This is a genomic window from Sphingobium sp. CR28 (genome assembly GCF_052327305.1).
Classification (GTDB): Bacteria; Pseudomonadota; Alphaproteobacteria; order Sphingomonadales; family Sphingomonadaceae; genus Sphingobium.
In genome coordinates this window covers 2032501-2047126 of the sequence record NZ_CP182486.1, presented here as the reverse complement: position 1 = coordinate 2047126, position 14626 = coordinate 2032501, and the positions used below count along the sequence as shown (strand labels likewise).

Here is a 14626-nt window from a genome sequence, read left to right as displayed (position 1 = left end):
TACATGCGGTTGACACCCCCGCTCGACTCATGTTCATGTTAACGCTATCATTGTTTTTAGCAAGCTGACGCCGCCTAAAAGCGTTGTTCGAGCGTCGTGGAGAGACCGACTTGTATCAGGCTAATAGCCCCCGTGGCTCAAGTCGTCGTCCTCGCAAAGAGGCGTTACAGCCCGCCCCTTTCTGGCTCTCCCGAAAGTCGCTGACATCATCCTAACTCCTGAAGGAAAAGCCGTGCCCAAGATCGTCAACGCCCGCGTCATCGTGACTTGCCCGGGACGCAACTTTGTCACGCTCAAGATCGAGTGCGACGATGGAACGACCGGGGTCGGCGATGCGACGCTCAATGGGAGGGAACTCAGTGTTGCAAGCTATCTTGCCGATCATGTCGTGCCGTGCCTGATCGGCCGGGATGCGCATCGGATCGAGGACATCTGGCAGTATCTCTACAAGGGCGCATATTGGCGCCGTGGCCCTGTGACCATGACCGCCATCGCTGCGGTCGACATGGCGCTGTGGGACATCAAGGGCAAGATCGCGGGCCTGCCAGTCTATCAATTGCTTGGCGGAGCGAGCCGTGAGAACGTGATGGTCTATGGCCACGCCAACGGCACCACGATCGACGACACGATCGAAGCGGCGCTCGATTATCAAAGGCAGGGCTACAAGGCGATCCGCATCCAGTGCGGCGTACCCGGCATGGCGTCCACCTATGGCGTATCCAAGGACCGCTACTTCTACGAACCCGCAGACGCCGACCTGCCGACCGAGAACGTCTGGAACACCAGCAAATATCTGCGGATCGTGTCTGAGCTGTTCAAGGCGGCACGCGAGGCGCTCGGCTGGGACGTGCACCTGCTGCACGATATCCATCACCGGTTGACGCCCATCGAGGCGGGGCGGCTTGGCAAGGACCTCGAACCCTATCGTCCCTTCTGGCTGGAAGATGCGACGCCTGCCGAAAACCAGGAAGCGTTCCGCCTCATCCGCCAGCACACAACCGCGCCGCTTGCAGTGGGTGAGATTTTCAATTCGATCTGGGATGCGAAGGATCTCATCCAGAATCAGCTGATCGACTATATCCGCGCCACGGTCGTTCATGCAGGCGGCATTACGCATCTCCGCCGGATAGCCGCGTTCGCTGACATGTATCAGATCCGCACTGGTTGCCACGGCGCGACCGACCTATCGCCGGTCTGCATGGCAGCGGCGCTGCATTTCGACCTCAGCGTGCCCAATTTCGGCGTGCAGGAATATATGCGCCATACGCCGGAGACCGATGCGGTCTTCCCGCACGCGTACACGTTCGACAACGGCATGATGCATCCGGGCGAAGCGCCGGGCCTCGGTGTCGACATCGACGAGGATCTGGCCGCGAAGTACGAGTACAAGCGCGCGTTTCTGCCGGTAAACCGGCTCGAAGACGGCACCATGCACAGCTGGTAATCAGCGCGCATATTTGATCCGGCCATGGTCATAACGAGGAGAGGCGGATGACTGGCGAGGCATTTGTTCCCAAACCGTCAGGCAAAGTGCGCTGGATCGTCTGCGCACTGCTCTTTGCGGCAGTCGTCCTGAGCTATGTGGATCGGCTCGTCCTGCCTACGCTCAAGCCGGATCTCCAGGCTCGCTACGGATGGACGGAGAGCGGTTACGCAAATCTCGCGATCTGGTTCCAGGCTGGCTACGGCATCGCCTATGTGATCTTCGGCAGAATAATTGACCGCATCGGTGCGCGGGCGGGTTATGCGCTGGCGGTTGGCATTTGGACGATTGGACATGTGTCCCACGTCTTCTTCACGTCGACAGCGGGGATGCTGATCGCTCGCATCCCGCTGGCGATCGGCGAGGCTGGCACGTTCCCGGCCGCGATCGCCGCGACCAACGAGTGGTTCCCCAAGCGCGAGCGGGCGCTCGCTATCGGCATATTCAACGCGGGATCGAACGTCGGCGCGATCCTGACGCCGCTGATCGTTCCGATCATTGCGGTCACAATGGGTTGGCGCTGGGCGTTCATTCTCACAGGCCTGCTCACCGTTTTCTGGCTCGCGGCATGGCTCGGCTTCTATCGACGCCCACGGGAGAAGAAGAGCCTGAGCGCGGAGGAGCTCGCCTGGATCGAGGCGGAGCCGGCCGAGCCGCAACGCCCCGTCAAATGGGCGACCCTGTTCCGCTATCGCCAGACTTGGGCCTATATCTCCGCGCGTTTCCTCATCGACCCGGTGTGGTGGACCTTCCTCTTCTGGCTGCCCGATTTCTTTAATAAGCAATATGGCGTGAAGATGCTGGACTTCGGGCCACCGCTTATCGCCGTCTATTTGCTGGCAGATGTAGGATCGGTCGGTGGCGGCTGGCTCTCCTCCCGCCTCATTGGTAAGGGGCAAAGCGTCAATCGCGCGCGCAAGACAGCGATGTTCTGCGCGGCTCTCTGCGCCGTACCGATCGCATTTGCCGCCCAGGCGCCTTCCATGTGGATTGCGGTGCTACTGATCGGCCTTGCCTGCGCAGGTCATCAGGGATTTTCAGCCAATGTCTACGCCCTGCCGGGCGATCTTTTCCCCCGCTGGATGGCGGGGTCGGTCATTGGCCTGGGCGGACTCTCCGGCGCGATCGGCGGCATGCTGATGGCCAAATATGCCGGCATGATCCTTGAGACTGTGGGGAGCTTCCAGCCGATCTTCATTGTCGCGGCCTGCGCGTATCTTGTCGCGCTTCTCGTCGTTCATCTGATCGTGCCGCGTTATGACGCGGCGCGCATTCCCGAGGCTATATGAAACCGCTTGTTCTGCACCCCGATCGCCTCTTTCCCGCCGATCCGGGAACGCGAGACATCGCACGCCGCCTATATGTGGGAGTGAAGGATCTGCCGATCGTCAGCCCGCACGGTCACACCGATCCGGCATGGTTCGCAAGCAATGCGCCGTTCAGCGATCCCGCGAGCCTGCTGATCGTGCCCGATCATTATGTCTTCCGCATGCTCTACAGCCAGGGGATTCCGCTTGAGGCGCTCGGCATCCCCACCAGTGACGGCAGCGATACGGAAAGCGATCCGCGCGCGATTTGGAGACGCTTCGCGGAGAATTATCATCTCTTCCGCGGCACGCCGTCCCGCATGTGGCTGGACTGGGTGTTTTCCAACGTGTTTGGCCTTGAGATGCTGCTGGAGGCCAACACCGCAGATCTTTATTATGACAGCATCGACGCCGCGCTCCGCACGGATGCGTTCCGGCCCCGCGCGCTGTTCGAACGGTTCAATATCGAAGTGATCGCAACCACCGAAAGCCCGCTCGATCCGCTCGAACACCACGGGACAATCCGCGAAAGCGGCTGGCGGGGACGCGTCGTCACAGCTTACCGCCCGGACCCTGTCGTCGATCCGGAAGCGGATCGCTTTGTCGACAATGTGCGCGAGTTTTGCGCGAGCGCCGGAACGGATGTGCGGAGCTGGGACGGCTATCTCGCCGCTCACCGCTTCCATCGCGCCCGCTTCGCAGAGGCCGGCGCCACCTCAACCGACCACGGCCATCCATCTGCGCGCACGGCCGACCTTTCTCCCGACGACGCCGCCGCGCTTTACGGCCGGGTCATGGCCGGCAATTCCAGCGCCGCCGATGCGGAGCTCTTCCGCGCGCAACTCCTCACGGAAATGGCGGGGATGAGTATCGAGGACGGGCTGGTCATGCAGCTCCATCCCGCCGTTCATCGCAGCCACAATCCCGATGTTCTCCGTCGCTTCGGCCGGGACAAGGGCGCCGACATTCCGGCCTCGGGCGAGTTCGTGAATGCGCTCAAGCCCTTGCTCGATCGCTATGGCAACGACCGCCGCCTTACCCTTATCCTCTTCACGCTCGACGAGGACACCTACAGCCGCGAACTTGCTCCGCTCGCCGGCCACTATCCCGTGCTGCGGCTGGGGCCACCCTGGTGGTTCCACGACAGCCCGGAAGGCATGCGCCGGTTCCGCGAGCGCGCGACCGAAACGGCAGGCTTCTACAACACCGTGGGTTTCAACGACGACACACGCGCTTTCCTCTCCATTCCCGCCCGGCATGATGTCGCGCGCCGCATGGACTGCGCATGGCTGGCGAAACTGGTTGCAGAGCACCGCCTTCCTGAAGACGAGGCCCATGAAGTCGCGCACGCCCTCGCTTACGACCTGGTCAAGAAAGCCTATAAACTATGAGACTTTCCACCCGCACTCTGGACCAATTGCCTCCAGACGTTGCTCGCCCGTCCTATGATCGGTCAGCGGTGCGGCAAGGCGTCGTACATCTTGGTATCGGCGCCTTCCACCGGGCGCACCAGGCCGTGGTGTTCGACGACGCTCTGACAAGCGGCGATATGCGGTGGGGCGTCACGGGTGTCTCGCTGCGTTCCGCTGGAGTCCGGGATCAGCTGGTTCCGCAGGACGGCCTCTATACTGTGGTGGTACGAGACGGGACGGCCGAAACCGCACGGATCATCGGCGCAGTGCGCGACGTGCTGGTCGCCCCTGAGAACCCGCAAGCAGTGATTGCCGCAATCGCTGCGCCGGACACGCACCTCGTCACGCTCACCATTACCGAAAAGGGATATAAGCTGGACCGGACAGCGGGCGGCCTGTTGCGCGACGATCCCGATGTCGCTCACGATCTCTCCTCGCTCGACGCGCCCCGCACTGCGGCGGGCTTTATCGTTGCAGGCCTAGCGAAGCGGCGGGCGCAAGGGCTGTCCCCGATTACCGTTGTTTCGTGCGACAATCTTCCCGATAATGGCCATCTGCTGCGCGAAGCAGTGCTCGCCATGGCGAGCGCCCATGATACCGATCTGGCCAGCTGGATCGACCAGACCATCGCCTTCCCCGCAACGATGATCGATCGCATCGTGCCGGCGACGACGCCGGAGGATATCGGCGCGCTGGTCGACCGGCTGGGGCTGGAAGATCAGGCAATGGTGAAAGCCGAACCCTTTTTGCAATGGGTGATCGAGGACAGGTTCAGCGGCGAGCGACCCGACTTTGAAGCGCTCGGCGTGCAGCTCGCAAGCGAGATCGCGCCGTGGGAGATGGCGAAGCTCAGGCTACTGAACGGAGCACATTCCGCCATTGCTTATCTGGGCGGGCTTGCTGGCGACCAGTTCGTTCATGAGTTCGTCGCGCGCGATACGGGAAGACGCTTCGTCGAGGCGCTGTGGGACGAAGCGGAGACCACACTCATCCCACCGCCGGGGCTGGATATCCCCGCCTATCGCGCCAAACTGATGGCCCGCTTTTCAAATCCGGCGCTTCAACATCGGACGAGACAAATCGCGATGGATGGATCGCAGAAACTGCCGCAACGGCTTCTCGCGACCGTCCGGGATCGCAGGGCCAAGGGCGAAGAGGTCGATGCCCTCGCTCTGGGTGTCGCGGCGTGGATGCGCTGGCAAGCCGGAAAGACGGACGCAGGGCAGGCGTTTCTCGTCGATGACCCGATCGCCGACAGCCTGGCTGAGGCGAGCAAAGGCGGGCCGGCGGCGTTGCTTTCGGTGCTGGGCGTGGAGCTTGACGAGAAGGCGCAAGCAAAGATCGCCGAGTATCTCGAGATTTTGGAACAAGAGGGTGCAAGAGCGGCGATTCTTCGGGTCGGCACCTTGGCATGATCGGACCTCGGTCAGACTGAGAGAAACCACGATCCGAGGGGATAGATATGCGCGCGCTGACGAAATTGGTGGTTATCACTGGGCTTGTGGCATGGGCACCTGCCGGTGCGCGGGAATGTGCCTTTCAGGCGAGCTGGGGTTCCTCGCAAATGATCCCGGACCAGCAGAACGCGCTGCCGGCGACCAGCCTAAGCGACGCAACGCTGAGACAGGTCATTCGCCTCTCGACCGGTGGGAACCGTTTTCGTGTTCGCCTGTCTAACCGTTTCGGTCAGGCCCCGCTCCGTATCAGCCATGCCACAATTGCTCGCTCCGCCGATAATGCCACGGCGCGAATTGTGCCCGGTTCACTCCGACCCCTGCATTTCTCCGGCAAAGCCGCCGTCGCCATTCCTCCCGGCGCGGAATGGTTGAGCGATCCCGTGAGTCTGGATGGGGCGCCCTTTGCCGATCTCGCGATCACGCTGCGGATCGCACAGGCTCCGCAGGTGCAGACCTCGCACCCCGGCTCACGCGCGACATCCTACACGCTAAAGGACGCAGACCCCGCCGCCACCGACATGTTCGGAGCGGAGCGAACAGACCACTGGTTCTTCCTTTCGGCTGTGGAAGTGCAGCGGTGCGCGCAGCCGGGCGGCATCGTGACGCTAGGCGATTCCATCACCGATGGGTTCGGCGTCAAGGCGAACGAAAACACACGCTGGACGGACTTTTTCGCCCGGAGGCTGGGCGGCAAGGTCGCCGTGATCAATCAGGGCATCGGGGGCAATCGCGTGCTGCTGGACGGTTTGGGTCCAAACGCCCTCGCCCGGCTGGACGCTGATGTTCTCTCCCAGTCCGGCGTCCGCCATGTGATCCTGCTTGAGGGCATCAACGATCTGGGCGTGCTTGGCCGCGACAAGCCCGCGACGACTGAACAATTTTCGGCGCTCGTTACCGACATCACCAGTGCTTACCGTCAAATCATCGACCGCGCCCATGCGAGGGGGCTGAAAGTGCATGGCGGTACGATCCTGCCGTTCATGAGCAACAGCTATTATCACCCGACCGCCGAAAGCGAACGCGCACGTCAGGCGATCAACGCATGGATCAGGACGCCGGGCCATTTCGACAGCGTCATCGACTTTGACAAGGCACTGCGCGACCCGGCTCGACCGGACGTCATGAAAGCGGAGCTCGACAGTGGCGACGGCCTTCACCCCGGCAGACTGGGGTACGAGGCCATGGCAAAGGCAATACCGCTCGAACGTTTTCGCTGAGGTCGGCGCCCTCAGCCCTTGCGGGGCAGATCCATGTCCGCCAGCGCAAGACGCAAAAGCTCGCGCATTGCCTGACCAGCTGCGTCGGCGTCACCCGCCTCGATCGCCTTGAACACTGCGATGTGATCGGGCAACGGATCGCGCGGCAAGGCCCAGCGACGCTCCTTGAAAACCGTCGTCCAACTGACGGCCGCTCCTACGGAACTTGCCAGAACGCCAAGCGGCTCATTGCGTGCCGCAGCCAAGATGGCGCGGTGAAAGCGCTGATCCGCCGCTCGCCCTTCCGGCGTCGCAAGGCCATGATTGCCCATCGATTGCAGCGCTTCACGCATCTCGTTCAAGTCCGCCTCATCACGCCGAAGCGCGGCGAAGGCGCAGGCCGCAGGCTCGATGACACTGCGGAGCTCGAAGAGATCTCGGACGAAATTGAAAGGAGGCTCGCCATCGAATGCCCAGGCCAGCACATCAGGATCCAGGAGGTTCCAGCGGGTCCGTGGCATAACGCGGGTGCCGGCCTTGGGGCGGCTCTCGACGAGGCCCTTGGCGGCTAATATGCGGATCGCTTCCCGATAGGCCGTGCGAGAAATGCCAAGAGCATCGCTCGCTTCTATTTCGCCCCCCAGCACATCGCCAGGTTGGCGCATTCCGCTGACAATCTCGATACCTAGGGCACGAGCAACTGTGCCGTGAATTCGTCGGGACGTCACCACTCGCTCGGCCAAATTTCTCTCCCCTCCCTTGAAGCCGGCACTAGTGCCAGCTTCAAGGTGGTGAGCGCAAGCAATCTATCTCGGCGATGCCTCACGCTTGCCGTCGAGACGGCGCGCAATGCCCCAGGGATTGGAGTCTGCGACGGCATCCGGCAGCAAGCTGGCGGGCAAGTTCTGGAAGCAGACCGGTCGCAGGAAGCGGGCGATCGCAAGCGTGCCAACAGAGGTCGTGCGCGTATCGCTGGTCGCCGGGAACGGACCGCCATGAACCATGGCCGGAGAGACTTCCACGCCTGTCGGCCAGCCATTGGCGAGAATGCGACCGACACGATCAACCAGTGCCGCCACCAGGGGCTTGGCATCCGCCTCGTCGGCAGGATCAAGCTGAAGCGTCGCCGTGAGTTGGCCTTCCATGCCTGCGATAACCTGGGTCAGTTGGGCCAGATCGCGACAGCGCACAACCACGGACGAGGAACCGAACACCTCATGACCCAGCGCCGGATCGGCAAGAAACTGCTCTGCCGTGGTCTCGAAGATCGCTCCGACGGCCTGATTGACCGCGCTCGCATCCTGCCCGCGCGCGACGGTACGCACATCGGCATGGCCCGCCAGCGCACCGACGCCCTTCTCGAAGCTGGCATGGATGCCGGGAGTCAGCATGGTCAGCGCAGGGGAACCTGTCAGCGCCTCGCCAGCAGCCGCCACGAAAGCGTCGAGTTCGGGCGAATCGATCGCGAGAACAAGGCCGGGATTGGTGCAGAACTGGCCCGCACCCATGGTTAGAGACTGCACATAGGCTACGGCAATATCCTTGCCCCGTGCCGCCAGGGCTGCAGGCATGAGGATCACCGGATTGATGCTCGACATCTCCGCGTAGACCGGAATGGGTTCCGGACGCGACGCCGCGATACGGGAAAGAGCAATGCCGCCCCCGCGCGAACCGGTAAAGCCCACGGCCTTGATGTGCGGATCGGCGACCAGAGCCTCGCCCAGCGCATTGGTCGCGCCGGGAAGATAGGAAAACACGCCCTCGGGCAAGCCCGCTTCAGCGACAGCCTTGACGATTGCGCGCGCGACGAGTTCGCCCGTACCTGGATGAGCGGGATGACCCTTCACAACGACCGGGCAGCCGGCTGCCAGCGCCGAGGCTGTGTCGCCACCAGCGACAGAGAAGGCGAGCGGAAAGTTGGAGGCGCCGAACACTGCGACAGGGCCGACGGGCAGATTGATGCGGCGGAGGTCCGGACGGGGAAGAGGCTGACGATCCGGAAGTGCGGGATCGATCGTGGCATCCAGCCAGTCACCCTGACGCACAACGCTTGCGAAGAGGCGAAGCTGACCCACGGTACGGCCACGCTCGCCTTCCAGACGCGCGCGCGGCAAACCGGTCTCGGTCATTGCACGTGCGATGAGGTCGTCACCGATATCCAGGATCGCCTGAGCAATACCTTCGAGAAAGGCGGCTCGTGTCTCAGGGTCCGTCGCGGCATAAACAGGAGCCGCGGCGGCGGCGAGTGTGCAGGCTGCGCCGACCGCCGCGGGACCGGCCGATGAGAAGTCGGGAGACAACCCATTGCCGGAAGACGGATCGACCGAAGTGAAACGCTCGGGAGCCTGGCGCGCTTGAGCGCCGATCAGCATTGCACCATCGATCATAATCTAACCTCTTCTTTTTAACTCAGACAAAATGGGACGCAAGATGAAAATCTTCAAGTCGCTCGGATTATCGAAGATTTTTCTGTCTCACACAGCACGATAAAGCTCATGGCGCAAACCATGCAATTGCACAAATCCGCGACCCGGCAAGATCGCTTGTCGATAGCCACAGATTCTCACTGGTTCTTTGAGCGGAACACACGACATAATGATGTCAGTGTCAGACTTTTCCGCAAGCAGCGCAGCCAGATCGCGAAGAGCCGACCGACCCGAAAGACAAACAGGGCGACGGAGATGTCTTTCATCCCGCGCCGCCCCGTCTGCTAAGCTGCCGCAGCCGGCAGCACGCGTTTAAATGAAGCGATTGATGAGGTTCTCGATCCGCTCCTGCCGACCGGACTTGTGCTTGGGATCGACGGCCTTCTCAACCGCGAGATCGGCGATGCCGGCCAGATCGAGGCCCTGCACCTGCTTGCCGAACGCGCCGTCCCAGCCGGCATAACGCTCGGCCTTGATCGCATCGACACGGCCATCCTCGATGATCGCTGCCGCGTTTAGAAGACCCTTCGCCACGGTGTCGATACCGCCAATATGGCCGTAGAACAGATCCACGGCATCGTTCGACTGACGGCGAACCTTGGAATCGAAGTTGAACCCGCCCGTGGTGAAGCCACCAGCACGGATGACCTCAATCATGGCAAGCGTCAGCTCTTCCACGCTGTTGGGGAACTGGTCGGTATCCCAGCCATTCTGGTGGTCGCCGCGATTGGCGTCGATCGAGCCGAAGATGCCGAGCGCGTTGGCTGTCGCAAGTTCATGCTCGAAGGTATGGCCCGCGAGCGTCGCGTGGTTCGCCTCGATGTTGACGCACACTTCATTCTCAAGGCCGTAGCGCTTGAGGAAGCCATAAACCGTCGCAGTGTCGAAGTCGTACTGATGCTTGGTGGGCTCGTGCGGCTTGGGCTCGATGAGGATCGTGCCTTTGAAGCCGATCTTATGCTTGTGCTCCACAACCAGGCTCAGGAACCGGCCGAAATTGTCCAGCTCGCGCTTGAGGTCGGTGTTGAGGAGCGTCTCGTAGCCCTCGCGGCCGCCCCAGAGCACATAGTTCTCGCCGCCCAGACGCAGCGTTGCTTCCAGCGCATCACGCACCTGAAGCGCAGCGAAGGCGTAAACCTCCGGGTCGGGGTTGGTCGCGCCGCCCGCGGCGAAGCGGGGGTGACTGAACAGATTGGCCGTGCCCCAGAGCAGCTTGCGGCCCGAAGAGGCCTGCAGCGCCTCGAGATGGTCGACCGCCTCGGCGAGATAGTTGCGATGCTCGGCGACATTGTGCGCGTCCGCCATCACGTCCACATCGTGGAAGCAGTAGTAGGGCACATCCATCTTCGTGAAGAAATCGAACGCGACTTCGCGCTTCTGGCGAGCGGCCGCGCTGTCATTCGCACCGGCATGCCACGGACGGCCGAAGGTGCCCCCACCGAACACGTCGCTGCCTGGCCAGCAGAAGGTGTGCCAGAAGCAGATCGCGAAGCGGAGATGATCTTCCATCCGCTTGCCCAGAACCACCTTGTCCTTGTCGTAAAAACGATAGGCAAGCTCGTTCGTGCTGTCCGGGCCTTCATAACGGATCTGCGGAATATCAGCGAAGAAATCGGTAGCCATGATTCAATGGTTCCTTGGAGTGATGCGAGGATAGGTGTCACGGAAAGCCGCGAGTTTCGGCGCAAGGCGATCGACCAGATCGCGGTCCGGCTCAACTGTGTGTGAAACCGGTGGTGCGGCGCAGATGTCTGACGCAACGCCGCCATCGACGGCCAGCTGCGCGAGCCGCGCGGCGCCCAGCGCTGGGCCGACTTCGCCGCCCTTGAGATAGACGAGGTTCACATCGAGCGCGGCAGCGATCGTCTCGCCCCAATAGCGCGACCGCGCGCCGCCGCCGATCACCGCAAGATGATCGAGCGAGGTTCCTGCGTCGCGCAGCGCATCCAAGCCGTCAGCGAGCGCGAACGCGACTCCTTCCAGCACGGCTTGGGCAAGACGCTGCGGCGTCGTATCATTGTCGAGGCGGAGGAAGGCGCCGCGCACTTCCGCATCATTATGTGGCGTGCGCTCGCCGGAGAGATAAGGAAGGAACAGCTCTGGCCCACTTGCCGGCCCTGCCGCTTCTGCCCGTGCGAAGAGATCTGCCGCCCCGGCCGCGCCAGTAAGCCGTGCCACCCAGTCGATGCAGGATGCAGCCGAAAGATGCACGGACATCTGGTGCCACAGATTAGGAAGGCAGTGACAGAAAGCGTGAACCGCACGGGCCGGATTAGGCCGGAAGTCCTGCGTCGCGACGAAAATAACGCCCGACGTTCCGAGCGAGAGCAGCCCCTGCCCGTCCTTCACCACGCCCACGCCCGCCGCGCCGCCTGCATTGTCGCTGGCGCCGCCGGCCACAGGCACTTCACCCATGCCGAAAAGCGAAGCGACATCCGGCAGCAGCGTGCCGGTAACATCCGTGCCTTCGACGAGACGCGGCATGTGCTCACGCGATAGCCCGGTCGCGGCAAGCAGCGCGTCGCTCCAGTCACGCTTGGCAACGTCCAGCCACAGAGTTCCCGCCGCGTCGGACATGTCGCTGGCCTTCTCACCGGTCAGGCGCAGGCGAACATAATCCTTGGGCAGCAGAACCGTGCGAACCGCCTGGAAGAGCTGCGGCTCATGGCCGCGCACCCAGGCAAGCTTGGGCGCAGTGAAGCCCGGCATGACGATATTGCCGCCCACGTCGCGGAAAGCGCTCGTTTCCGCTTCAAGCGCGGCACATTCGGCGGCGGAACGGCCGTCATTCCAGAGGATCGCCGGCCGGAGCGGCTTATCGTCGCTTCCGAGCAGCGTCGCCCCATGCATCTGGCCGGCGAGGCCAATGCCCCGCACAGCGCGACGGACGGCGGGGTCGATCGAAAGGACCGCCGCCACCGTTGCCTGCCACCATGCTTCGGGATCCTGCTCCGACCAGAGCGGCTGCGGACGCTGAACGGTCAGCGCCGCCGTGCCTTGTGTAACCAGCGCGCCGTGCTCGTCGAGCACGACCGCTTTTACGCCCGAAGTGCCAATATCAATGCCAAGAAACATGCGCGCTCAGTCCACGAACGGATCGATGGTCGGGATCGTCCCGTCGGGATTGAACTTGAGCTCCGTCACCTTGACGCTGCGCAGGTGATTTTTATTCGAGAGTTGGGTGTCGGCATAGAAGAGCCACCATTTGCCGCCATGCTCGACGATCGAGTGATGCGTGGTCCAGCCCTGCACCGGCTTCATGATATGCCCCTTGAAGGTGAAGGGACCGTAGGGATTGTCACCGATCGCGTAGTTCAGGAAGTGCGTGTCGCCGGTCGAGTAGGTGTAGTAATATTTGCCGTCCTTCTTGAAGACCCAGCTCGCCTCGAAGAAGCGGCGATCATGGTCCCCGCCAAGTACGGGCTTGCCCTTCTCGTCGAGAATTACCGCGTCGCGCGGCTTTTCCGCCAGGGACTTCATGTCCGGATTGAGCAGCGCCACCTTGCCGGACAGCGCCGGCTTGTCGTCCTGCATCAGATCGGTATCGCTGCCGTTGGGATCAAACTTCCCGTCCTTCCAGCGCTGGAGCTGGCCGCCCCAGATGCCGCCGAAATACATGTAGCTCTTGCCGTCCGCGTCAGTGAACACTGCCGGGTCCATCGAGAAGGCACCCTCGATTGGCTTGGGCTCCGCCTTGAACGGGCCCATCGGGTCCTTAGATGTCGCAACGCCGACCATGAACTTGCCAAGGCCGTTCTTGTCCTTGGTTTTGTCGCGAGCCGGGAAATAGAGATAATATGTGCCGTCCTTATAGGCCGCGTCAGGCGCCCACATCTGCTGAGACGCCCAGGGCACATCCTTCACATCCAGCGCGACCGGACCGATCGTGACCGGGCCGCCGATGCGGTCCATCCGCAGCACGCGGTAATCACGCATGGCATATTGATTGCCCAGATCATCGTTGGTGATGTTCGCTTCGATGTCATGGCTGGGATAGACGTAAATCTTGCCGTCTCCCCACACATGCGCGGAGGGATCGGCGGTGAAAATCTCAGTGACCAGGGGTTGCGAGAGATATTTGCGACCGTCAGGTGCGCGAGCCTCATTGGTCGCGGCTGCCGACTCGTTCGCTGTGCCCGCACCGTCGCCACCACAGGCCGAAAGAGCCATCAGGGACACTGTCGCAGCTAGGGCCAGCGTGGCCGTCTTCGTCGCTTTCCTCATACCGGTCTATCCTCTCCTTGACGGCGGTGGCTGAGTCCGCATGGAGCGCCGTGAGGTAGCGCTACCATGGCGGAAGATCAATCGCGTTGTCGCCCACCTTCCAAATCCTCACCCCTCTAGCATGGCCTTCATCGGCTTGGACAGAGCCTCGCTCACATGACCATGACTATCGACATGAATGATGCGTGCGGCGAGGCCGATCCGGTCCGCCAGCGCTATGCCAATATCATGTCCCAACACTGTTAAAGCGCTGGCCCAGCCATCGGCGGACATGGCATTTTTCGCAACCACGCTAACTGAGATGCAGCCATTGTCCACCGGCTGCCCGGTGCGAGGGTCCAGCGTGTGGTCGCCCCGCACATAAGATCCCGAGGTCGCGACAGCGAGACCGTGCAGAGCGATCCGCAGTGGCGCGACCTGCCCCTGTGCGGCGGGTGGACATTCGAGATCGACCCACCAGGGATCGCCATCGGGCCGCAGTCCCGCGCCGGCCAGTTCGCCGCCAATCTCGATAAGATGATGACGTGCCCCGATGCGGGTGAGCAAGGCGGACAGGGCGTCAACGGCATAGCCTTTGGCGATGCCGGAAAGATCCAGCGCCAGACCGCCGGGCTGCCGGAGCCTCTTCGCGTCCGTATCGAAAGCGAGGCGGCTCCAGCCGGATTGGGCGCGCGGACGCGCTAGATCGTCAGCACGGGGGGCCGGCTTCGGACCGGGTGGCCCAAAGCCCCACAGATCAACCAGGCGACCGATGGTCGGGTCAAAGGCACCGTCGCTTGCTTCCGCGATCGCGAGGCTTCGCGCCATCACCTGTGCAAAGTCGGGTGGCAGCACGATCCATGTGCCGGGCTCCGCGCGGTTGAAGCCGCAAAGAACTGAGTCGGCGGACCAATGGCTCATCTGCCTAACGAGATCGTCGAGTCGAGCGACGACCGCGGCCTGGACAGTGGGCACATCGATGGCCGGAGGCGCAGCGAACTGCGCGGACCAGCTTGTCCCCATCGTCTCGCCCTCAAGCGCGACAAGGGGCGCCCAAGGACCATGCCCGGCAAGCGCATCCGGCTTTATGCTCGCCGGTATGGCAACCCGGATCGGCAAGTCTGGTGTCAGGGCGTCATCAC

12 protein-coding genes (1 of these 12 cut by a window edge) are annotated in these 14626 nt (G+C 62.6%); 5 read left to right on the top strand and 7 right to left on the bottom strand.

The features are described 5' to 3' along the window. The first annotated feature begins 232 nt into the window (after positions 1 to 232). From manD to ACNAOH_RS09790, 5 genes are read left to right on the top strand one after another with little or no spacing between them, the layout of a single operon-like run. On the top strand, positions 233 to 1444 hold the full coding sequence (gene manD / locus ACNAOH_RS09810) for a D-mannonate dehydratase ManD (RefSeq protein ID WP_443970002.1): 1212 nt from the start codon (positions 233 to 235) through the stop codon (positions 1442 to 1444). 47 nt (positions 1445 to 1491) lie between these two features. Beyond that, positions 1492 to 2772, top strand: a complete 1281-nt coding sequence (locus tag ACNAOH_RS09805; protein WP_443970001.1) for an MFS transporter — start codon at positions 1492 to 1494, stop codon at positions 2770 to 2772. Further along, entirely contained in the window at positions 2769 to 4181 is a 1413-nt protein-coding gene (gene uxaC / locus ACNAOH_RS09800) for a glucuronate isomerase (RefSeq protein WP_443970000.1), read from the top strand. The genes ACNAOH_RS09805 and uxaC overlap by 4 nt, the downstream gene beginning before the upstream one ends. Continuing rightward, positions 4178 to 5617 carry a mannitol dehydrogenase family protein gene (locus ACNAOH_RS09795; protein ID WP_443969999.1) on the top strand — a complete coding sequence of 480 codons (1440 nt, stop codon included), beginning with the start codon at positions 4178 to 4180 and terminating at the stop codon, positions 5615 to 5617. The genes uxaC and ACNAOH_RS09795 overlap by 4 nt, the downstream gene beginning before the upstream one ends. 47 nt (positions 5618 to 5664) lie before the next feature. Next, the gene (locus ACNAOH_RS09790; RefSeq protein WP_443969998.1) at positions 5665 to 6876 is read left to right on the top strand and encodes an SGNH/GDSL hydrolase family protein; all 1212 of its coding nucleotides are present in this window, start codon (positions 5665 to 5667) and stop codon (positions 6874 to 6876) included. An 11-nt stretch (positions 6877 to 6887) separates the two neighbouring features. Here ACNAOH_RS09790 and ACNAOH_RS09785 read toward each other — a convergent pair whose 3' ends face one another. The 7 genes from ACNAOH_RS09785 to ACNAOH_RS09755 form a co-directional block, all read right to left on the bottom strand. Next, on the bottom strand, positions 6888 to 7598 hold the full coding sequence (locus tag ACNAOH_RS09785) for a FadR/GntR family transcriptional regulator (protein WP_443969997.1): 711 nt from the start codon (positions 7596 to 7598) through the stop codon (positions 6888 to 6890). Between the two features lie 63 nt (positions 7599 to 7661). Continuing rightward, entirely contained in the window at positions 7662 to 9242 is a 1581-nt protein-coding gene (locus ACNAOH_RS09780; protein ID WP_443969996.1) for an aldehyde dehydrogenase (NADP(+)), read from the bottom strand. Between the two features lie 351 nt (positions 9243 to 9593). Further along, complete coding sequence (gene xylA, locus ACNAOH_RS09775) at positions 9594 to 10904, bottom strand: xylose isomerase (protein ID WP_443969995.1); 1311 nt, start codon at positions 10902 to 10904, stop codon at positions 9594 to 9596. A gap of 3 nt (positions 10905 to 10907) precedes the next feature. Further along, positions 10908 to 12356, bottom strand: coding sequence for a xylulokinase (gene xylB, locus ACNAOH_RS09770; RefSeq protein WP_443969994.1), 1449 nt, complete (start codon positions 12354 to 12356; stop codon positions 10908 to 10910). Between the two features lie 6 nt (positions 12357 to 12362). Then, positions 12363 to 13505 (bottom strand): glycoside hydrolase family 43 protein, encoded by a 1143-nt coding sequence (locus ACNAOH_RS09765; protein WP_443969993.1) that lies wholly within the window; start codon positions 13503 to 13505, stop codon positions 12363 to 12365. A gap of 108 nt (positions 13506 to 13613) precedes the next feature. Further along, a complete protein-coding gene (locus ACNAOH_RS09760) occupies positions 13614 to 14603 on the bottom strand; it encodes an FAD:protein FMN transferase (protein WP_443969992.1) in 990 nt (329 codons plus the stop codon). An 8-nt stretch (positions 14604 to 14611) separates the two neighbouring features. After that, positions 14612 to 14626 carry the 3' portion of a DUF4198 domain-containing protein gene (locus ACNAOH_RS09755; protein WP_443969991.1) on the bottom strand. The gene runs 882 nt beyond the window's last position, so only the last 15 of its 897 coding nucleotides appear in the window; its start codon lies beyond the right edge, outside the window; the stop codon is at positions 14612 to 14614.